The organism is Trujillonella humicola (assembly GCF_046233715.1).
Classification (GTDB): domain Bacteria; phylum Actinomycetota; class Actinomycetes; order Mycobacteriales; family Geodermatophilaceae; genus Trujillonella; species Trujillonella humicola.
In genome coordinates this window covers 206,542-226,342 of record NZ_JBJNRJ010000001.1, presented here as the reverse complement: position 1 = coordinate 226,342, position 19,801 = coordinate 206,542, and the positions used below count along the sequence as shown (strand labels likewise).

The following is a 19,801-nucleotide window of genomic DNA, read 5'->3' as shown; positions in this document are numbered from 1 at the left end:
CCCCCCCCCCCCCCCCCCCCCCCCCCCCCCCCGCCCCCCCCCCCCCCCCCCCCCCCCCCCCCCCCCCCCCCCCCCCCCCCCCCCCCACCGCCCGTCCAGGGCACGCAACCCCGACCGACCCCCACGGAGCAGCGGTGACCGCCACGAAGGCCCCGACCGAACCCCCGAAGCGGCAGGACGCCGTGCGGCGTCCGGGTGACCGCATCTTCTCCGGCAGCGCCAAGGGCTCCGGGATCCTCATCCTCCTCGTCCTCGCGGGGGTGGCCGCCTTCCTCATCAGCGAGGCGCTGCCCGCCCTGACGGCCCCCTCGGACCAGATCCCCGGCGGGGAGGGCCTGGCCAGCTACGTCTGGCCGCTCATCGTCGGGACGCTGCTCGGCGCGGTCATCGCGCTGCTGGTGGCCACCCCGCTGGCCGTCGGGATCGCGCTCTACGTCACCTACTTCGCCCCCCGCCGCATCGCGTCCGCGCTGGGCTACGTGATCGACCTGCTGGCGGCCATCCCCAGCGTCGTCTACGGCTTCTGGGGCCTGGCCGTCCTGGCCCCGCAGCTGGTGCCCTTCCACGACTGGCTCGCCGACAACGCCGGCTGGATCCCGCTGTTCGCCGGCCCCGCCTCGGCGAGCGGCCGCACGATGCTCACCGTCGGCCTGGTGCTCGCCGTCATGATCCTGCCGATCATCTCGGCCATCGCCCGCGAGGTGTTCAGCCAGGCGCCGGCCCTCCACCGGGAGGCCGCGCTGGCACTCGGCGCGACCCGGTGGGAGATGATCAAGATGGCCGTCCTGCCCTACGGCAAGTCCGGGGTCATCGCCGGGGCGATGCTCGGCCTCGGCCGGGCGCTCGGCGAGACCATGGCCGTCGCGATCATCCTGTCCGGCGGCAGCGCCGCCACGCTGAACCTGATCAGCAGCTCCAACCCCTCGACCATCGCGTCCAACATCGCGCTGCGGTTCCCCGAGGCCACCGGCATCGGCGTCAACACGCTGATCGCCAGCGGGCTCGTGCTCTTCGTCATCACCCTCGCGGTGAACATGCTCGCCCGCTGGATCGTCGACCGGCGCGCCGACTTCTCCGGAGCCAACTGATGAGCACCGACATCCGGCCCGCTCCCGTCCCCACCGAGGACCCCGGACCCGTCCGGGTCGACCGGCGGCTGCCGCGCTTCGCCCCCTCCGGGCTCTACGCCGCCGGCATCGCGCTCGGGGCGCTGCTGTCCGCGCTCACCGGCTTCAGCGTCACCTCCACCGTCATCTACGGCGTCATCATCGGGACGCTGGTCGTGTGGCTGACCTCACGCACGGTGGAGGGGCCCCGCAAGGGCACCGACCGGCTGGTCACCTGCCTGGTGACGACCGCCTTCGGCATCGCGATGGTTCCGCTGCTCTCCCTCGTGTACACCGTGCTCGACAACGGCCTCGCCCGCCTCGACGCGGACTTCTTCACCAACTCGATGTTCCGGGTCGTCGGCGAGGGCGGCGGCGCCTACCACGCCATCCTCGGCACGCTGATCATCACGCTCGTCGCGACGCTGATCTCCGTGCCCATCGGGCTCATGACGGCCATCTACCTCGTCGAGTACGGCAGCGGCCGGCTCAAGCGGGCCATCACCTTCTTCGTCGACGTCATGACCGGCATCCCGTCGATCGTCGCCGGCCTGTTCGCCTTCGCCCTGTTCACGCTGCTCTTCGGCAACAGCTTCCGCGCGGGCATCATGGGCTCGGTCGCCCTGTCGGTGCTGATGATCCCCGTGGTGGTCCGCTCCTGCGAAGAGGTCCTCAAGCTCGTGCCGAACGAGCTGCGAGAGGCCAGCTACGCCCTGGGCGTGCCCAAGTGGCGCACCGTGGTCAAGGTCGTGCTCCCCACCGCCGTCGCGGGCCTGGGCACCGGCATCACGCTGGCCGTCGCCCGGGTCGTCGGCGAGACCGCGCCCCTGCTGATCACCGTGGGCCTGATCACCGGAACCAACCTGAACCCGTTCGACGGACGGATGGCGACCCTGCCGGTGTTCGCCTTCTACCAGCTCACCCAGCCGGGCACCGCGACGCAGGCGTTCATCGACCGCGCCTGGACGGCAGCGCTCCTGCTCATCATCCTGGTCATGGCGCTCAACATCGTCGCCCGCCTGATCAGCCGCTTCTTCGCCCCCAAGACCGGTCGCTGACCGACCGACCGACACGGAGGACACGCACGTGGCCAAGCGCATCGAGGTCTCCGACCTCAACATCTACTACGGCAACTTCCTCGCCGTGGAGGGCGTCAACGTCGCCATCGAACCGCGCAGCATCACCGCGTTGATCGGCCCGTCGGGCTGCGGCAAGTCGACCTTCCTGCGCTCGCTCAACCGGATGCACGAGGTGCTCCCCGGCGCCCGCGTCGAGGGCAAGGTCGTCATGGACGGCCAGGACCTCTACGGCAGCGACGTCGACCCGGTGAACGTCCGCCGCCAGATCGGCATGGTCTTCCAGCGGCCCAACCCGTTCCCGACGATGTCGATCTACGACAACGTGATCGCCGGCAACCGGCTGAACAACCGGCGGATGAAGAAGTCCGAGACCGACGACCTGGTCGAGAAGTCGCTGCGCGGCGCCAACCTCTGGACCGAGGTCAAGGACCGCCTCGACCGCCCCGGCTCGGGCCTGTCCGGCGGTCAGCAGCAGCGCCTGTGCATCGCCCGTGCGATCGCCGTCGAGCCCGACGTGCTGCTCATGGACGAGCCCTGCTCGGCGCTGGACCCCATCTCCACGCTCGCCATCGAGGACCTGATGGCGGAGCTCAAGGAGCGCTTCACGATCGTGATCGTCACGCACAACATGCAGCAGGCGGCCCGTGTGAGCGAGCAGACCGGGTTCTTCAACCTCAACGGGGTGGGGCAGCCCGGCCGGCTGATCGAGTTCAACCCGACCGAGAAGATCTTCAGCAACCCCGACCAGAAGGCGACCGAGGACTACATCTCGGGCCGCTTCGGGTGAGCTGACCCGCACGGCCTGGACGGCCCGCTCCCCTCCGGGAGCGGGCCGTTCGGCGTCAGGAGGTGTGTTCCCGGCTGCGACCGGGTCATCCGCAGCTGGTCGACGCCGAGGCGGGGGCGGCCTCGGCGGCCAGCGTGCCGGTGACCGGCTCGGGACCGGGCGCTGCCGTCTCCGCTGCGGTCTCGGCGGCCGGGGCCGGCGGCGGGACCGGCGCGACGACCTCGCCGAAGTTCGGCCCGACGACGAGCTGCACCGTGTCGCCGATGGCGTCGCTGGGCTCCAGGACGGCGCCGGGCACCGCGGCGGCGACCGTCTGCGCCTGCGCGAGGACGCCGGGGCCGTGGCGGACCACGGTGGCCTCGACCCCGCCGCGCTGGTTGCTCACCTGCCCGACGACGAAGCCCTGGCCGCGCAGCGCGTCGGCCACCGTGGCGGCCAGGCCGGCCGTCGACGTCCCGTTGAGGACGTCGAGCGTGATCTCCGCCGGCGGGACGAGGACGGGGGCCGGCGCGGGGGCGGGCGGCTCCGGGACGGCCGGGGGCGGAGCGGCGGCGTCGTCCGCCGGCCCGTCGACGACCTCGGCGGGCAGCCGCCCGTCCTCCAGCAGGCTCTCGAACAGCGCCCGCGCAGCGGCGCGGTCGAGCAGCACGTAGGACTCGTCGGTCCCGGCCGGCACGTAGCCGACCTGCGCGACCGGCAGCGCGGCCCGCTGGACGGCGTCGCCGGAGAGGTCGCCCAGGGCGCCGGCGAGGCTGCTCAGGTCGCCCAGGTTCGTGCCGTCGTCGACGGTGAGCGCATCGGCGGCGCTGGTCAGGAACGACGTGAGCCGCACCGGGTTGCCCAGCACGCCCGGCGACATCGCCTGCCGCAGCGTGGCGGTGAGCAGCACCTGGGCCCGCTCGGCGACCGCCGTCCCCGCCATGTCGGCGGCCGGGTCGCCGGGCCGCATCCACCCCGCGGCGCGGTCGCCGTCGAGTTCGGAGGCCCCGGCCGGGAGCGGCTCGGCCGCCGCCGCCCAGGCCCCGGTGACCGCGGGCAGGCAGACGGGGATGCCGTCGAGGGCGTCGACCATGTCGGGCAGGCGGGCGAGGTCGACGCCGAGGTAGTGGTCGACGCGCAGCCCGGACAGCTGCTGCACCGACCGCACCAGGCAGGCCGGCCCGCCTTCGAGCAGGGAGTCGGCGAGGGCCTCGGTGACCGGGTCGCGCAGCTCGCCGTCGGCCGCCGGGCAGGCCGGGGTGTCGACGAGCGCGCGCGGCGGCAGGCTGATGAGGACCGCCGACTCCTCGTCCGGTGCCACGCGGGCCAGCAGCGCGGCGACGCCGTCGGCGCCCTCGGCGCCCGGCATGCCGGTGCCGACGACCAGGTAGGTGGCCGCGCCCTCCTGCAGACCCGGCGCGATCACCTCGGGTCCGTCGGCGGCGAGCGCCTCCACGCGCTCGATGCTGGTGTCGACGTAGACGTAGAGCCCCAGGTAGTAGGCGGCCACCAGGACCACCAGGGCCACGACCCCCTGCGCCAGCCGCAGCAGGCGGCGGCGACCGGGGCTGCGGGCGGCCCGGCGCGCGGCTCGGGTCTCCTTGCGCGGCGGCCGCGGCGCCGCCGTGGCACCCGACCGTCCGGGGGCGTCGAGGCCGGGGATCGGCGGGAGCGGCCGGCCGGGCCGCTGCGGCGTGCGGGGGCCGCCGCCGGGCAGCGGCGGGACCGGCTGGCTGTACCGGACGCCGGAGGCGCCAGGTGCCTGCCGGGGCGGCGCAGGTGCCGGCGTTCCGGCCGCCGGCGGCGCAGCAGCGGCGGCCCGCAGCGGCGGGGAGGGCACCGGCGGGAGACCCCGGCCGCCCGCGGACGCCTCCGGTCCCGTCGGCGCAGGCCGGGGGGTGGACGGCGAGGGCGGCCGGGCGGACGGGGCGGCGTCCTGCGCCGGCGGGCGCGGGACCGCGGGGTCGCTGCGGCGGGGGCCGGCGGGCGGCGGGACGGCGGGGCGCGGACCCCGGTGGGCCGGCAGCGACTCGCCGGGCAGCAGCGGGATGGGCACGTCGCCGGTGCGCCGCGCCGCGCGGCGGCCGCTGGGCCCGCTGCCCTGGCGGGCGATGAGCTGCTCGAGGGTCAGCGGCTCGCCGTTCCGACCGACGTCGCCGTCCCCGGCGCCGCCCCCCGCTCGCGAGTCCCCCACCGCGTCGACATCCCATCGTCGTGGTCCGTGCCGTTCCGTACCCGTGCGCAGGCGGGCACTCCGCACACGCTTCGTGGGCGGCCCCTCACGATACGTCCCAGAGACCGTCCGGACGGGTGACGCGCGGAGATCGTCCGGCGACGGATCGCTCCCGGACGTAGCGTCGGCTCGTGCGCCTGCCCTCCCTCCCCGGTCCCTCCGACGTCCTGGCCGCGGTCGACGGCCTCCGGGAGGGCCTGTCCGAGGCGGTCGCGCTCGTACCTCGCGTCGTCAGCGCGGTCGGCCGGGTCGAGGGCCTGCTGGACCGGTTCACCGCCGCGGTCTCCTCGGCCGAGGGCCTGCTCGACCGGGTCGACCGAGCCGTCACCGACCTGGAGGCCACCCGGCGCCGGGCCGACGAGACGATCACCCGGGCCGGCGGAACGCTCGAGGAGGCGGACCAGGCCATCGAGGCGGTCGGCGAGACGCAGAAGAAGGCCGACGAGGCCATCGACGCGGTCGGTCAGACGCAGAAGAAGGCCGACGAGGCCATCGACGCCGTCGGCCAGACCCAGCAGAAAGCCGACCAGGCCATCGACGCCGTCGGCCAGACCCAGCAGAAAGCCGACCAGGCCATCGACGCCGTCGGCCGGACCATCGAGCGCGCCGAGGGGGCGGTCGGGCGGGCCGAGGGCGCCGTCGGGCGGGCCGAGGACCTCGTCTCGCGGGTCGACCCGCTGCTCGCCGGCTACGAGGGACCGCTGCGCGACCTGACCCCGGTGGTCAAGCGGCTGGCGGAGACGATGGACCCGCAGGAGGTGGAGGCGCTGGTCACGATCATCGACCGGCTGCCGACGCTCCTCGAGCACCTCGACGACGACATCCTGCCCGTGCTCAAGACGCTCGAGGGCGTGGGCCCGGACGTGCACGACCTGCTCGACACGATGCAGGACCTGCGGCAGGTGGTGAAGGGCTTCCCCGGCTCGCGGCTGTTCCGCCGGCGTGGCGCCGAGGAGATCGCCGAGGAGGAGCAGAACGAGGAGGAGGGGGAGCGGACCGGGTCCTGATCCCGGCCGCTCCCCCTCCTGCCGTCCGCCCCGCCGGGGGCGTCAGGTCTCGGTCGGGTAGCCCAGCGCGCGCACGACGTCCCCGATCCGCTCGAACGCCTCTCCCGCGGGCAGCCGGCCCAGCTCGTCGACCACGGCGTCCGGCGCCCGGTGGTCCAGAGCGGCCTCGACCAGCTCGGGGCCGGTGGCGGGGAAGTCCGCGCGGTCCAGCCACCGGGCCAGCTCTGCCCTGGCCACGACGGCGTCCTCGGTCATGCCGACGGGCACGCCACCGGTCAGGGTCCCCTGGGGGTCGGCGTCGATGTCCGGATCGCCCTCGGCGACCGGCTCGACCTCGCGCCACTCGTGCGCGCGGGTGGCCCGCTCGGCCTTGAGCATCCCCTGGACCTCGTGCTCGAGCTCCTCGTCCAGGCGCGGGTTGTGCTTGGTGCTGCGTGATGACACGCCGGCGAACTGGTCGTCGGTCTCGCTCACGGGTGCCTCCTGTGTGCTGGTCGTGCGGTGGTTCCGGCGCTCACTTCTTCTCCAGTGCCGACGGCTTGTGCACCGCGGTGCCGCCGCTCTTCTCGCTCTCGACCTCGTACTGCGGGTCGTCGGAGCTGGCCCTGACCTTCCGGCCGGCGACCTCCGTGTCCTCGGTGATCTTCCTCTTGACGGTGCCCTCGGCCTCGCCACCGTGGCTCTTCCACGTGACGTGGTCGCCCTTCCCGAAGTCGTCCGCCATGCCGTCCTCCCCGTCGGTGGGTGCCGCCGCGCGGCCCGTCCTCCGCTGCCTGCCCCCGCGGAGGACGGGGCACACATCACCCGGCCGGGCAACGAGTTCACCCCTGCGGGCGCTGCAGAGCCGCCGACGCTCACGTAGCGTTGCCACCGACGGACAGGGATCCGGGGACAGCGCAGGTCAGACCGGCCGACGCAACTACCCAGGGTGACCCGGACGTCCTCGATCGCCGGCCCGGTCGACTCCATTCCCCCGGGGTCGGCCGGGTCGGCCCGCGTGGCGGCTGCCTACGCTCCAGCGCGTGACAGCTCCCGACGGCCTGCGCGACGTCGACGTCCTCACCGCCGTCTCCGTCACCGACGTGACGCCCACCGTCCGCCGGGTCGTCCTCGCCGGGACGCCGGCGGCGGCCGCCGCGGCGGGCCCGACGGTGAACCTGCTCGTCCCCCGCGTCGGTGACCCGGCGCCCCGCTGGCCGGCGGTCGCCCGGGACGGCCGGATCGTGTGGCCGGTCGGTGCCCACGGGGTCGCGCTGCGCAGCTACACCGCCCGTCGGCAGGACGCCGCCCGCGGCGAGGTGGAGATCGACTTCGTCCTGCACGGCGACGGCCCGGCGGCGTCCTGGGCCGCCGCCGCGGCGCCCGGGGCGCTGCTGGGCGTCGCCGGCAGCGGCGACCTGGGCATCCGGGCGGCCGGCCGGCTGCTGCTCGCCGGCGACGAGACGGCACTGCCGGCGATCAGCCGCATCCTCGCCGAGGCCGCGCCGTCGACGACCGGGCTGGCGCTGGTCGAGGTCGCCGGCCCCGAGGAGGAGCAGCCGCTCGCGGTTCCGGCAGGGGTGACCGTCCGCTGGCTGCACCGCGGCGGCACACCGCCGGGGGAGAGCACCCTCCTGGCCGCTGCCGTGGCCGGACTCGACCCGCCGGCCGACGGGGACGACGTCTTCGCCTGGGTGGGCGCGGAGTCCGCCGCCGTCCGCACGATCCGGGCCGACCTGCGCGCGCGCTGGGGCCTGGGCCGGGCCCGGCACCACGCCATCGGCTACTGGCGGCGGGGTCGCGCGATGTCCCCCGCCGGCTGAGCCCGACGAGATCTGCACACTCGTCGGCATCAGCCGCTGATGGCGACGAGTGTGCAGATCTCGCCATCGCGGGGCGGGGACCGTCCAGGGGATTCACAGGTAGCGTCCAGACCGGGCGCAGCCGCGACGCCCAGCCTGGTGCCATGACGACGGGATCGGTGCGTTCTCCGGGAGGGCCGGTGCAGGGGACCCGCAGCACGGGCGGAGCGGCCGGGCGGGGGCCCGAGGCGCGCCTGCTGGTGGTGGACGACGAGCCCAACATCCGCGAGCTGCTGTCGGCGAGCCTGCGCTACGCCGGCTTCGAGGTGGCCACGGCGGCCGACGGCCAGCAGGCCCTGGCGATGGCCTCGTCGTTCCGGCCGGACCTGCTCGTGCTCGACGTGATGATGCCGGGCCTGGACGGCTTCGGCGTGGTCCGCCGGCTGCGGGAGACCGGCCGGCACACGCCGGTGCTCTTCCTGACCGCCAAGGACGCCCCCGAGGACAAGGTCTCGGGCCTGACCCTCGGTGGGGACGACTACGTGACCAAGCCGTTCAGCCTCGACGAGGTGGTCGCCCGCATCCGTGCGGTGCTGCGGCGCACGAGCGCGCCCACCCAGCGGACGGACGAGGCGCCGCGACTCACCTTCGCCGACATCGAGCTCGACGAGGAGTCCCACGAGGTGCTCAAGGCCGGCACCCTCGTCGGCCTGTCCCCCACCGAGTTCAAGCTGCTGCGCTACCTGATGGCCAACGCCGGCCGGGTGCTGTCGAAGGCCCAGATCCTCGACCACGTGTGGAACTACGACTTCAACGGCGAGGCCAACGTCGTGGAGTCCTACATCTCCTACCTGCGCCGCAAGGTCGACACGACCGAGCCCCGCCTGCTGCACACGATCCGCGGGGTGGGCTACACCCTGCGGCTGCCACGGGGCACATGACGCCTCCCGCCCCGCCGGTCCTGCGGGGACCCCGCGTCCCGCTGCGCGTCACCGTCGTCGTCCTGCTGGTGGTGCTGCTGGGCCTCGCCCTGCTGGCCACCGGCTTCGCCACCGCGTCCCTGCTGCGCAACTACCTGCAGCAGGAGCGCGACGGCGAGCTGCGCGCAGCCGTCGCCAGCGCCAGCGCACAGAGCCCCCGCTACCTCGAGGCCTGCCTGCGCGCCGGCTACCCCGGGGTCAGCTCCTACTACGTCGCCTGCCTCCCTCCGGACAGCGACGAGCCGGTCGTCATCGGCGAGCCGCGCGACCCCGACGGGGACTCGCTGCCCGAGCTGGACGCGGACGAGGTCGAGCGGCTGCGCACCGACGGCCGCCCCATCAGCGTGTGGGCCGACGGCGGGCACTGGCGGGTGGCCTCCGGAGAGCTGCGCGGTGGTTACACGCTCGTCGTCGGGGTGGACCTCGAGGGCGATCAGAAGGCGATCGCCCGCCTGGTGCGCATCGAGCTGCTGGTCGGGCTGGTCGTGCTGACCGTGCTCGGCGTCGCCGGGTACCTGCTGGTCCGCAACAGCCTGCGCCCGCTCGCGGAGGTCGAGCGCACCGCGCAGGCCATCGCGGCCGGCGACCTCTCCCAGCGCGTGCCCGCCGGGGACCAGCGCACCGAGGTCGGCCGGCTGTCCGCGGCCCTCAACGTCATGCTGGCGCGGATCGAGAGCGCCTTCCGCGCCCAGCGCGCGTCGGAGGAGCAGGCACGGGCCTCCGAGGGCCGGATGCGGCAGTTCGTCGCCGATGCCAGCCACGAGCTGCGCACCCCGCTCACCTCGATCCGCGGGTTCGCCGAGCTGTACCGGCAGGGCGCGGTCCGCGAGGAGGAGGACGTCGCCCGGCTCATGCAGCGCATCGAGTCCGAGGGGTCGCGGATGGGGCTGCTGGTCGAGGACCTGCTCCAGCTCGCCCGCCTGGACCAGCAGCGCCCGCTCACCGTCACGCCGGTCGACCTCGCCGAGGTCGCCGGCGACGCCGTCCAGGACGCCCGGACGCTGCAGCCGGACCGGCCGCTGGAGCTGGTGCTGGACCCCGCGATGACCGAGATGCCCGTCGTGCTCGGCGACGAGGCGCGGCTGCGGCAGGTGGTCGGCAACCTCGTCACCAACGCGCTGGTGCACACCCCCGCCGACGCGCGGGTGACCGTGTCCCTGAGCGAGGACCCGCCGCCGACCGGCGCGGAGGACGACGGCGGCTGGGTGCTGGTCGGCGTGGCCGACGAGGGCCCGGGCATGGAACCCGCCGACGCCGCGCGGGTGTTCGAGCGGTTCTACCGCGCGGACAAGAGCAGGGCCCGGGCGGCCGGGGGAACCGGGCTGGGGCTGGCGATCGTCTCCTCGCTGGTCGCCGCGCACGGCGGCACGGTCCACCTGGACACCGCACCGGGCCGGGGCGCCGCCTTCACCGTGCGGCTGCCCCGCAGCGGTCCCCCGGAACCGGCCCCCGGCCCGCCCGCGGCGCCGGGGGCACCCGGCTGACCGCTGCCGGGCCCTGGCTACGGTCGGGACCGTGCCCACCGACCCCGTGCCCACCGACCCCCCGCCCGGCGACGGCGAGGCCTACGACCGCGAGCTGATGGCCGCGGTCACCGATCTCGGCGACGCGCTGCGCGGCCTGGTCGACGCGTCGGTCACCACCGCGGTGGACGCGGGCGAGCTGCGCGCCGCGGCCGAGGAGGCCCGCCGGCTGACCGGGCGGCTCGCCGCCCGGCGGCGGGCGCGGGGCCAGCTGTCGCCGCTGGACCACCTCGGCTCGATGCGCCAGGTCTACAACATGGTGAGCGGGGTCGGCAGCGCCCTCGCGCTGCCGCTGGACGTGCGGGTGGTCGAGGGCGGCGTGGTGGCCGAGACCTCCTTCGGAGCGGCCTACGAGGGCCCGCCCGGCTTCCTGCACGGCGGCATGAGCGGCCTGGTCATGGACCAGGTGCTGGGCGCGGCGACGATCCGCGCCGGGCTGTGGGGCATGACGGTCCGGCTGGAGCTGGACTACCGCGGGCCGGTCCCGCTGCACACGCCCGTCGTCCTCACCGGCCGGGTGACCGAGGCGGCCGGACGCCGTTCGGTGGTCACCGGCGGCATCGCCCTGGCCGAGCAGCCCGGCCGGCCGCTGGTGGAGGCCCGCGGGGTGTTCGTGGCGCCCCGCCCCGAGGTCACGGCGCGCTACTTCGCCGGGGTGACCGACGCGAGCGGCCGACCCTCACCGCCGGGCCGGCCGACCGGCGCCACCGCCCCGGGCCGCCCGCGGTGAACGACGTCGCGGTGGCCGCGGCCGCGGCGCGGGCGGCGGCCGAGGTGCTGCTCGCCCTCCGTGACGGCGGGCCGACCGGTCGCGAGCTGGGCGCCGCGGGCGACGCCGCCGCCCAGCGCGCGATCGCCGCCGTCCTGACCGAGCACCGCCCCGGCGACGTCGTGTTCAGCGAGGAGGCCGCCGACGACCGCCGCCGGCTGGGCGCCGAGCGGGTGTGGATCGTCGACCCGCTCGACGGCACCCGCGAGTACGGCGACCCGGGGCGCCCCGACTGGGCGGTGCACGTGGCGTTGTGGTCGGCCGGCGCGCTCCCGGCGGCCGCCGTGGCGCTGCCCGCGCTGGGCGAGGTGTTCCTCACCGACCCGGCGCCCACCCCGCCCCCGGCCACCGGGCGCCGGCCCCGCATCGCGGTGAGCCGCACCCGCCCTCCGGCGGTCGCGACCGCCGCCGCGGCCGCTCTGGACGGCGAGCTGGTGCCGCTGGGATCGGCCGGGTACAAGGTGACCGCGGTGGTCCGCGGCGAGGTCGACGCCTACGTGCACGCCGGCGGGCAGTACCAGTGGGACTCCGCCGCCCCCGTCGCGATCGCGCTGGCCGCCGGGCTGCACGCGACCCGGCTGGACGGCTCGCCCCTGCGCTACAACGACCCCGACTCGTGGCTGCCCGACCTGCTGGTGTGCCGGCCGGAGCTCGCCCCGGGCCTCCTGGCCGCTGCCGGCTGAGGCCCATGCCGGACACTGGTCGGGGAATCCCTCCCGAGCCGGTGCGGTTGCCGCTGGTCCGAGGGGTGTCCCGGCACGCCCGCACACCGCCCGTCCCCGAGTTCCGGAGCCTGCGCACGTGACCAGCCCTGACTACCGGCTCACCCAGCTGGAGACGCTGGAGGCCGAGTCCATCCACGTCATCCGCGAGGTCGCCGCCGAGCTGGAGCGGCCGGTGCTGCTGTTCTCCGGCGGCAAGGACTCCATTGTGATGCTGGAGCTCGCCCGCAAGGCCTTCGCCCCGGCGCGGATCCCCTTCCCGGTCATGCACGTCGACACCGGGCTGAACTTCCCCGAGGTCCTCGAGTTCCGGGACAAGCGGGTGGCGGAGCTGGGGGTGCAGCTCGTCGTCGCGTCCGTGCCGGACGCCATCGCCGCGGGCACCGTCCGGGAGGAGCCCAACGGCTCCCGGAACCGGATCCAGACGCCCGTGCTGCTCGACGCGGTCGAGGAGCACGGCTTCACCGCGCTCTTCGGTGGCGCCCGCCGCGACGAGGACAAGGCACGGGCCAAGGAGCGGGTGTTCTCCTTCCGCGACGAGTTCGGCCAGTGGGACCCGAAGAACCAGCGCCCGGAGCTGTGGGACCTCTACAACGGCCGCATCCACCTGGGCGAGTCGCTCCGGGTCTTCCCGCTGTCGAACTGGACCGAGCTCGACATCTGGCAGTACATCGCCCGCGAGCAGATCGCCATCCCGCCGCTGTACCTCGCGCAGGAGCGGGAGGTCGTCGAGCGGCAGGGGATGCTGTACGCGGTCAACGAGTTCATCCGCCCCCGCGACGGCGAGCAGACGTTCCGCGAGACGGTCCGCTACCGCACCGTCGGCGACGCGAACCTGACCGCCGCGGTCCGCTCGCAGGCGACCACGGTCCAGGAGGTCATCGCCGAGATCGCGGTGACCCGGATGACCGAGCGCGGCGCCACGCGCGGTGACGACAAGGTCAGCGACGCGGCGATGGAGGACCGGAAGAAGGAAGGCTACTTCTGACGGCCCGTTCCCGGACCGCCTCCACGGCCGTCCCCTGGGCGCGGAACCGCCTCGCGCACGAGTGCAGCAGCCGGCACGCCCTCGCCACCCGGTCGGGGTCCCCGTGCTCGCCGTCGTCGGCGTCGACGACGGTCACCAGGTGCACCCGTGCCGACAGCGGGGCCACCAGCTCGGCCGCGTCCCGGACCGCCCGGGCCGACGCCGCCGACCCGTCGACCCCGACGAGCACCTCCAGCCCGCGACGACCGGGACCGTCCGGTGGACCGGTCCCCGGGTCGGCTCCCGGCTCGACCCGGTGCGACAGCACGGTGCTCCCGGTGCGGGCGCGTTCGGCCGCGATGGGGGCGAAGAGCGGGCCGAGCACCGAGCCGAGGACGAACCAGCTCCCCTCCCGGTAGCCACGCCGGTAGAGCAGCAGGAAGACGAACAGCACACCCGCGCCGACCCAGAGCACGACGATCGACAGCGCGTGGAACCACGTCACCCGGTGCACCCCCAGCGATCCGCCGCCCCGGCGCACCGGGCACGGGCCCTCGCCGGTGCCTTTCACCCGGCAGGCACCGGACTCCCGGTCGGCTCCCGGAAGACGTCCCAGACGGGCGGCTGCCGGGCTCCAGCAGAGTGCCGGTCACGGCCCCGGTCGAGGAGCGGGGAGGCCTCCCTGCTCGTAGGCTCGGACGGCGACCGGAGACGTCGGACGCTCACCGCCCCGGCACCGTGACCGTGCCCGCGACCACCACGCGTGCGGCGTCCGGAGCCGTCCCGGGGCGCACTGGCCGTCGACTCGGCGGCACGACCAGCGAACGGAGGGAGGCGGATCGGCATGCTCGCAGCGGCACCCGCACGGCTCCGCCCGGACCTCGACCACGGGTGCGCCGGACCCGTGCGCCCCCGCGTCGCATGATCCTCACCCTGTCCCTCGCCGCCCTGGCGGTCACCGCGGTGCTCACCCCGCCGGTGGCCCGCCGCCTGGGGCGCGCCACGGGGTACCCGCTCGCCCTCGTCTTCGCGGGGATCGGCGTCCTGCTCCTCACCCAGGCGCCCACCGTGCTGGACGGCGGGACCGTCACCGTCGCCCGCCGATGGGTGCCCTCGCTGGGCGTGGAGTTCCACCTGCGCCTGGACGGGCTGTCGTTGCTGTTCGTGGTGCTGATCCTCGGCGTCGGCGCGCTGATCATGGCGTACTGCGCGCGCTACCTGGACGAGACGCAGGCGCACGTGCGGCTGTACGGGCTGCTCACCGTCTTCGCGCTGTCCATGCTCGGTCTGGTCCTCGCCGCCGACCTGGTGCTCTTCTTCGTGTTCTGGGAGATGACGACGCTGACGTCGTTCTTCCTCATCGGCGGGCCGGGGCTGGCCGGCGCGAAGTCCGCCACCCGCGCCCTGATCGTCACCGGCGGCGGCGGACTGGCCCTGTTCGCCGGCCTGGTCATGATCGCCGTGACGACCGGCACGACGGACATGACGGCGATCCTGGCCGACCCGGGGCTCATCACGGAGTCGCCGCTGGCCTTCGCCATCGCCGCGTGCCTGATCCTCGCCGCGTTCACCAAGTCCGCGCAGCTGCCGTTCCACTTCTGGCTGCCCGACGCGATGGTGGCGATCACGCCGGTGAGCGCCTACCTGCACGCGGCCACGATGGTCAAGGCGGGCATCTACCTGCTGATGCGGTTCTCCCCGCCCTTCGCCGACGACCCCTTCTGGACCGCCACCCTCGTCTCGGTCGGCCTGCTGACCGCCGTCGTCGGCGCCGTCCTCGCGCTCAAGCAGCACGACCTCAAGGCCCTGCTCGCCTACTCCACGGTCAGCCAGCTCGGTTTCCTCGTCGCCCTCGTCGGGATCGGCACCCCGCAGGCGCTGGCCGCCGCCGCGCTGCACACCTTCGCGCACGCCCTGTTCAAGGCGACGCTGTTCATGCTCGTGGGCATCATCGACCACGAGGCCGGCAGCCGGGACATCCGCGAGCTGTCCGGGCTGCGGCGCGTCATGCCCGTCACCGCCGTGCTCACCGGGGTGGCCGCGCTGTCGATGGCCGGCCTGCCGCCCTTCATGGGCTTCGTCAGCAAGGAGGAGGCCTTCTACGGCTTCCTCGGCGCGGACGGGCCCGCCTGGGTCGGCTGGCTGGCCGCGGGCACCGCGGTGGGCGCGGCGGCCCTGACGTTCGCGTACGGGTTCCGGATCCTGGCCGGCGCCTTCGGCGGCCCGGTCCGCCAGCCCAACCTCTACGAGCCGCGCTGGTCGTTCCTGGCCCCGGCGGCGGTGCCCGCGGTGCTGAGCCTGGTCTTCGGCATCTGGGCCGCGGCGCTCAACCCCCTCATCAACCGCACCGTCCAGGACACCCGGCTCCAGGAGGGCGGCGCCGACCTGGCGCTGTGGCACGGCTTCACCGCGGCGCTGGGCCTCTCGGCGGTCACCATCACCGTGGGGACGACGCTGTTCCTCCTGCGGGACCGCGTGGACGCCGTCCTGCTCGGGTCGCGGCTGCCCCGCACCGGCGCCCAGCTGTACGACGCCACGTACGACGGCGCCCTGCGGTTCGGGGCGCTGGTCGGCCGGCCCGCCCTGAGCCCGCGGCTGGCCGCGCACCTGGTCTGGCCGCTGCTCGCGCTCGCCGTGCTCGCGGGGGTCGGCATGTCCACCCTCGGTCCCCTGACCGCGTCGCCCGAGCCGGCGACCCGCGCGGCGGACTGGGTGCTCGTCGCCCTCCTGGGCGTCGGGACGGCGGCGCTGACCGTCGCGCGCTCCCGCCTCGGCGCACTCGCCCTGCTCGGGGTCGTCGGCTTCGTGGTGGCGGCCTGGTTCCTCGTCATCGGGGGCCCCGACCTGGCGCTCACCCAGCTGCTCGTCGAGATCCTGACGGTCGTCGTGGCCGTCCTGGTCCTGCGCCGGCTGCCCGCCCGGTTCGCCCCCGGCAGCCGCCTGCGCACGGCCGGTGCCGCGGTGGCCGCGGCCGCCGTCGGCGTGGCCGCGTTCGCCGCGACGTTCGCGCTGACCGGCCGGCGGGACCGGTCGGCGGCCGGCGACTTCCTGCTCACCGAGTCCGAGCCGCTCACCGGCGGCACCAACGTGGTCAACACCGTGCTCGTCGACTTCCGCGGCCTGGACACGCTCGGCGAGATCACCGTCCTGGCGGTGGCAGCCATCGGCCTGCTGGCGCTGCTCCGGTACGACGCGCCGACCCCGAGGGCCGGCGCGGGGGTGGCCGACCCCGTCGCCGACCCCGTCGGCAACGCGGTCATCCTGCGGGTGACCCGCACGCTGCTGCTGCCCGTGGCCCTGCTCTTCTCCCTGTACCTGCTGCTCCGCGGGCACAACGCGCCCGGCGGCGGCTTCATCTCGGCGCTGGTGGGCGGGGCGGCCATCGCGCTGGCCCAGCTGCCCTACGACGTCCCGCGGCGGCCCCGGGTGCTCTCCCCCGCGCTGCTCGTCGGCAGCGGCGTCGCCCTGGCCGTGGCCGTCGGCCTGCTCGGGTACGTCGACGGCGCCTTCCTGCGGCCGCTCCCGTTCGAACCGGAGGTGTTCGGGGTGTCGGTCAAGCTGACCAGCTCGCTCCTGTTCGACGTCGGCGTCTACCTCGTCGTCCTGGGCCTCGTCGTGGCCGCGGTCGACCGGCTGGGGCGCGGTCGCAGCCGGCCCGAGGCGGCCCGACGGCCCGCGTCCCGCGGCGACGACGCCGACCCCGCACCCGCGCCCGCCGCGGCCGGCGCCCCCGCCCCGGCCCGGACGGCCGACGAGCACGAGGGGGTCGCCCCGTGACCGCGGCCCTGGCCGTGGCCGTCCTCGCCGCCGGCGGCACCTACCTGCTGTTCCAGCGCGGCCTGGTCCGCGTGGTCCTGGGCCTCGTGCTGCTGGGCCACGCCGCCAACCTGCTGCTCGTCGCGGCCGGCGGGATGGGGCTCCGGGAGGCGCCGCTGGTCGGGGAGGTCGACCCGGCGGCCGCGGCCGATCCGCTGCCGCAGGCGTTCGCGCTGACCGCCATCGTGATCACCTTCGGCATCACGGTGTACCTGCTGGGCATGGCCGGCGCCGGCGCCGACGCCGAGCCCGACCGGCAGGACGAGCCCGGAGCGGACGACGTCGACGCGGCCGAGGAGGCCGAGCCTGGTGCCGCGCCGGGGACACCGCCCGTGCCCGCGGCGGACGGCGCCGGCGAGCGCGGCCCGGCGAGCGGAGGTCCGGCGTGAACGCCCTGGTACCGCTCGTCGTCGCCGGGCCCCTGCTCGCCGCGGCCGGCACGGCCCTGATGGGCGGCCGCCCGGGCGCACGGCGGGCCGTCGGGCTGGCCGTCAGCGGCGCGGTCCTGCTCGGGGCGGTGCTGCTGGTCGTCGCCACCCGCGACGGCGACGTCCTCGTCGCCCAGGTCGCCGGCTGGCCCGCCGGCATCGCGATCCCCTTCGCCGCCGACCTGCTCAGCGCCCTCATGATCACCGTGACGGCGCTGCTCACCACGACGTGCCTCGCGTTCGCCGCCGCTGCGGGGGACGACCGGGACAGGTGGTTCGTCCCCCTGGCGCTGGTCCTGTCCGGAGGCGTCTACGGCGCGTTCGTCACCGCCGACCTCTTCAACCTCTTCGTCCTCATCGAGGTCGCGCTCATCCCGTCCTACGTGCTGCTCACGCGCAGCGGCGGGCGGGACGCGCTCACGGCGGGCCGGGTGTACGTCACCGTCAGCCTTCTGGCCTCCACCGTGTTCCTGGCCGGCGTGGCCCTGGTGTACGGGGTCGCCGGGACGGTGAACCTGGGCGAGCTGGCGGGGGCCGCCCAGGAGTCGCCCGCGGTGGCGCTCGCGGCCGGTGCGGTGCTGGTGTCGCTGGGCGTGAAGGCCGCCCTCGTGCCGGCGCACGGCTGGCTGCCCCGCAGCTACCCCTACGCGTCCCCCGCGGTGACCGCGCTGTTCTCCGGCCTGCTCACCAAGGTCGGCGTCTACGCCTTCTTCCGCGTCTACGCGGTGGTCTTCGACGGCGATCCGTCGCTGTCGACCCTGCTGCTGGTGATCATGCTGGCGACGATGGTCGTCGGCGTGCTCGGCGCCCTCGGGCAGAACACGATGCGGTCGATCCTCGTGTTCCACATGATCAGCCAGGTCGGCTACATCATGCTCGGGCTGGCCTTCTTCGGACCGCTGGGCATGGCGGCGGCGATCTTCTACCTGCTGCACCACACGGTGGTGAAGGCGTCGCTGTTCCTGTCCACCGGGGCGATCGAGGTGGCGCACGGCACCGGCCGGCTGAGCCGGCTGGGCGGCGAGCTGCGGCGCCACCCGGTGCTCGGGCTGGCGTTCCTGGTGGGCGCCCTGTCCCTGGCCGGGATCCCTCCCTTCTCCGGCTTCTTCGCCAAGTTCATCCTGGTCAGCGCGGCGATCAGCGAGCAGGCGTACCTGGCCGCGGCGCTCGCCGTCGTCGTCAGCCTCTTCACGCTGCTGTCGATGATGAAGATCTGGAACGCCGTGTTCTGGGGCCGGGCACCGGGAGAGGCCGCCCCCACCCCGCCGCCCGCCGCCCCGTCGGCCACCGCCTCCCCGGTGGGCCCGGACGGCCGGAAGGAGGCCTCGACGGCCCTGGTCGAGCACGCACCGGTGGAGGACTCGGACACCGCGCGCCGGCGCACGCCCATCGAGCTCTCCCGCATCCCGCTCCGGCTGGTCCTCCCGGGCCTGTTCCTCGCGCTGGTCTCCGTCGCCGTCGGGCTGGGCGCCGAGGGGCTGCTGTCCCTCGCGCAGACGGCGGCGGAGGGGCTGGTCGACCCGGCCGCCTACGTCCAGGCGGTGCTGGGATGACCGCGCTGACGCGGCTGGCCCGCTTCGTCGTGTTCGCCGGCTACTTCGCCCGCGAGCTGGTCCTGGCCAACCTCCAGGTGGTGTGGGACGTCCTGACCCCCCGCAGCCGGCTCTCCCCCGGCATCGTGGCGCTGCCGCTGCGGAGCCGGACCGCCGGGGAGATCACGCTGCTGGCCAACCTGGTCTCGCTCACCCCCGGCACGCTGTCGCTCGCCGTCGGCCGCGATCCCGACACCCTCTACGTCCACGGCATGTACGCCGGCACCCGCGAGGAGTTCGTGCGCCAGCTGGAGGAGATGGAGGACCGGATGCTGCACGCCTGGCGCGGCCGCGCGGCCGACGACGACGTGGACCGGCACCGGCCCGCCGTCGCGGACGGGCGGGGAGGCGCCCGATGACCGTCTTCCTGGACGTGTCGCTGGTCGTGCTGGCCGTGGCCCTCCTGGCCACGATCGTGCGCGCGGTCATCGGCCCCTCCGACGCCGACCGGGCGGTCGCGGCCGACCTGGCGTTCTTCGTGTTCGTCGCGGCCGTCGCGCTGCTCGGCGTCCGGCTCGAGGCGCCCTACCTCTTCGACGTCGCCGTCGTCGCCACGCTCGTGGGCTTCCTCGCCAGCGTCACGTTCGCCCGGCTGCTGCACCGGAAGGACACGTGATGGGGCTCGTCCTCGACGTGCTCGGGGCGCTGCTGGTCGCCGGCGGGGTCTTCCTCATCGCCGTGGCCGCGATCGGCCTGCTGCGGCTGCCGGACGCCTACGCGCGGATGAACGCGGTGACCAAGGCCGCCAGTCTCGGCGTCGTGCTGGCGATGGCCGGGGCCCTGCTCATCACGCCGTCCTGGTTCGCCGTGGTGAAGCTCCTGCTGGCCATCGCCCTGCAGCTGGTCACCGCGCCGGTGGGGGGCTTCGCGCTGGGGCGGGCCGCCTACCGGGCCGGGACGCCGCTGGCCTCCGAGACCCGCTTCGACGAGCTGGGCGACGCCATCGAGCGGGCGGGCAACCCCCGTCCGGTGCAGGAGCCGAGTCCGCCCGGATGAGCCGCTGCGGCGGTCGTGGATGATGGACCCCGGCCC

At 75.1% G+C, this 19,801-nt stretch carries 20 protein-coding genes; 16 read left to right on the top strand and 4 right to left on the bottom strand.

The genetic code is table 11. The features are described 5' to 3' along the window. Nucleotides 1-134: 134 nt before the first annotated feature. The 3 genes from pstC to pstB are packed head-to-tail and all read left to right on the top strand — an operon-like array spanning nt 135 to nt 2,972. Nucleotides 135-1,088, top strand: coding sequence for a phosphate ABC transporter permease subunit PstC (gene pstC / locus ACK586_RS01105; protein WP_409328612.1), 954 nt, complete (start codon nt 135-137; stop codon nt 1,086-1,088). Further along, on the top strand, nt 1,088-2,164 hold the full coding sequence (pstA, locus tag ACK586_RS01100; protein WP_409328611.1) for a phosphate ABC transporter permease PstA: 1,077 nt from the start codon (nt 1,088-1,090) through the stop codon (nt 2,162-2,164). The genes pstC and pstA overlap by 1 nt, the downstream gene beginning before the upstream one ends. 28 nt (nt 2,165-2,192) lie before the next feature. Further along, a complete protein-coding gene (gene pstB / locus ACK586_RS01095) occupies nt 2,193-2,972 on the top strand; it encodes a phosphate ABC transporter ATP-binding protein PstB (RefSeq protein ID WP_409328610.1) in 780 nt (259 codons plus the stop codon). A gap of 85 nt (nt 2,973-3,057) precedes the next feature. On the opposite strand, the gene ACK586_RS01090 is transcribed toward pstB, so the two are convergent. After that, nucleotides 3,058-5,145 carry an LCP family protein gene (locus tag ACK586_RS01090; RefSeq protein ID WP_409328609.1) on the bottom strand — a complete coding sequence of 696 codons (2,088 nt, stop codon included), beginning with the start codon at nt 5,143-5,145 and terminating at the stop codon, nt 3,058-3,060. Between the two features lie 170 nt (nt 5,146-5,315). Here ACK586_RS01090 and ACK586_RS01085 point away from each other — a divergent pair, with 170 nt between their 5' ends. Continuing rightward, nucleotides 5,316-6,191, top strand: a complete 876-nt coding sequence (locus tag ACK586_RS01085; protein ID WP_409328608.1) for a hypothetical protein — start codon at nt 5,316-5,318, stop codon at nt 6,189-6,191. A gap of 42 nt (nt 6,192-6,233) precedes the next feature. Here the strand turns inward: ACK586_RS01085 and ACK586_RS01080 are convergent, their stop codons facing one another. Together ACK586_RS01080 and ACK586_RS01075 are read right to left on the bottom strand one after the other, a co-directional pair. Continuing rightward, entirely contained in the window at nt 6,234-6,665 is a 432-nt protein-coding gene (locus ACK586_RS01080) for a DUF2795 domain-containing protein (protein WP_409328607.1), read from the bottom strand. A gap of 40 nt (nt 6,666-6,705) precedes the next feature. Beyond that, nucleotides 6,706-6,915 carry a hypervirulence associated TUDOR domain-containing protein gene (locus ACK586_RS01075; protein WP_409328606.1) on the bottom strand — a complete coding sequence of 70 codons (210 nt, stop codon included), beginning with the start codon at nt 6,913-6,915 and terminating at the stop codon, nt 6,706-6,708. Between the two features lie 298 nt (nt 6,916-7,213). On the opposite strand from ACK586_RS01075, the gene ACK586_RS01070 reads away from it, so the two are divergent. The 6 genes from ACK586_RS01070 to cysD all read left to right on the top strand — a co-directional run bounded on the left by ACK586_RS01070 (nt 7,214) and on the right by cysD (nt 12,954). Further along, a complete protein-coding gene (locus ACK586_RS01070) occupies nt 7,214-7,993 on the top strand; it encodes a siderophore-interacting protein (RefSeq protein ID WP_409328605.1) in 780 nt (259 codons plus the stop codon). A 179-nt stretch (nt 7,994-8,172) separates the two neighbouring features. Next, nucleotides 8,173-8,913: a response regulator transcription factor gene (locus ACK586_RS01065; protein ID WP_409328604.1), complete on the top strand. Its 741-nt coding sequence runs from the start codon at nt 8,173-8,175 to the stop codon at nt 8,911-8,913. Continuing rightward, nucleotides 8,910-10,436 carry a sensor histidine kinase gene (locus ACK586_RS01060; protein WP_409328603.1) on the top strand — a complete coding sequence of 509 codons (1,527 nt, stop codon included), beginning with the start codon at nt 8,910-8,912 and terminating at the stop codon, nt 10,434-10,436. Before ACK586_RS01065 ends, ACK586_RS01060 begins: the two co-directional genes overlap by 4 nt. A 31-nt stretch (nt 10,437-10,467) precedes the next feature. Further along, the gene (locus ACK586_RS01055; RefSeq protein ID WP_409328602.1) at nt 10,468-11,205 is read left to right on the top strand and encodes a PaaI family thioesterase; all 738 of its coding nucleotides are present in this window, start codon (nt 10,468-10,470) and stop codon (nt 11,203-11,205) included. Continuing rightward, nucleotides 11,202-11,927, top strand: coding sequence for an inositol monophosphatase family protein (locus tag ACK586_RS01050; RefSeq protein ID WP_409328601.1), 726 nt, complete (start codon nt 11,202-11,204; stop codon nt 11,925-11,927). Before ACK586_RS01055 ends, ACK586_RS01050 begins: the two co-directional genes overlap by 4 nt. A gap of 118 nt (nt 11,928-12,045) precedes the next feature. Continuing rightward, the gene (gene cysD, locus ACK586_RS01045; RefSeq protein ID WP_409328600.1) at nt 12,046-12,954 is read left to right on the top strand and encodes a sulfate adenylyltransferase subunit CysD; all 909 of its coding nucleotides are present in this window, start codon (nt 12,046-12,048) and stop codon (nt 12,952-12,954) included. Here cysD and ACK586_RS01040 read toward each other — a convergent pair. Then, nucleotides 12,908-13,438 carry a universal stress protein gene (locus ACK586_RS01040; protein ID WP_409328599.1) on the bottom strand — a complete coding sequence of 177 codons (531 nt, stop codon included), beginning with the start codon at nt 13,436-13,438 and terminating at the stop codon, nt 12,908-12,910. The genes cysD and ACK586_RS01040 overlap by 47 nt on opposite strands. 416 nt (nt 13,439-13,854) lie before the next feature. Here ACK586_RS01040 and mbhE point away from each other — a divergent pair, with 416 nt between their 5' ends. The 6 genes from mbhE to mnhG are packed head-to-tail and all read left to right on the top strand — an operon-like array spanning nt 13,855 to nt 19,765. Further along, nucleotides 13,855-16,710 carry a hydrogen gas-evolving membrane-bound hydrogenase subunit E gene (gene mbhE / locus ACK586_RS01035; protein WP_409328598.1) on the top strand — a complete coding sequence of 952 codons (2,856 nt, stop codon included), beginning with the start codon at nt 13,855-13,857 and terminating at the stop codon, nt 16,708-16,710. Continuing rightward, on the top strand, nt 16,707-17,138 hold the full coding sequence (locus ACK586_RS01030; protein ID WP_409328597.1) for a sodium:proton antiporter: 432 nt from the start codon (nt 16,707-16,709) through the stop codon (nt 17,136-17,138). Before mbhE ends, ACK586_RS01030 begins: the two co-directional genes overlap by 4 nt. Beyond that, nucleotides 17,135-18,730, top strand: coding sequence for a monovalent cation/H+ antiporter subunit D family protein (locus ACK586_RS01025; protein WP_409328596.1), 1,596 nt, complete (start codon nt 17,135-17,137; stop codon nt 18,728-18,730). Before ACK586_RS01030 ends, ACK586_RS01025 begins: the two co-directional genes overlap by 4 nt. Beyond that, nucleotides 18,727-19,128 carry a Na+/H+ antiporter subunit E gene (locus ACK586_RS01020; protein WP_409328595.1) on the top strand — a complete coding sequence of 134 codons (402 nt, stop codon included), beginning with the start codon at nt 18,727-18,729 and terminating at the stop codon, nt 19,126-19,128. Before ACK586_RS01025 ends, ACK586_RS01020 begins: the two co-directional genes overlap by 4 nt. After that, nucleotides 19,125-19,385, top strand: a complete 261-nt coding sequence (locus ACK586_RS01015; protein ID WP_409328594.1) for an MrpF/PhaF family protein — start codon at nt 19,125-19,127, stop codon at nt 19,383-19,385. Before ACK586_RS01020 ends, ACK586_RS01015 begins: the two co-directional genes overlap by 4 nt. Continuing rightward, entirely contained in the window at nt 19,385-19,765 is a 381-nt protein-coding gene (gene mnhG, locus ACK586_RS01010; RefSeq protein ID WP_409328593.1) for a monovalent cation/H(+) antiporter subunit G, read from the top strand. Before ACK586_RS01015 ends, mnhG begins: the two co-directional genes overlap by 1 nt. Nucleotides 19,766-19,801 lie beyond the last annotated feature (36 nt).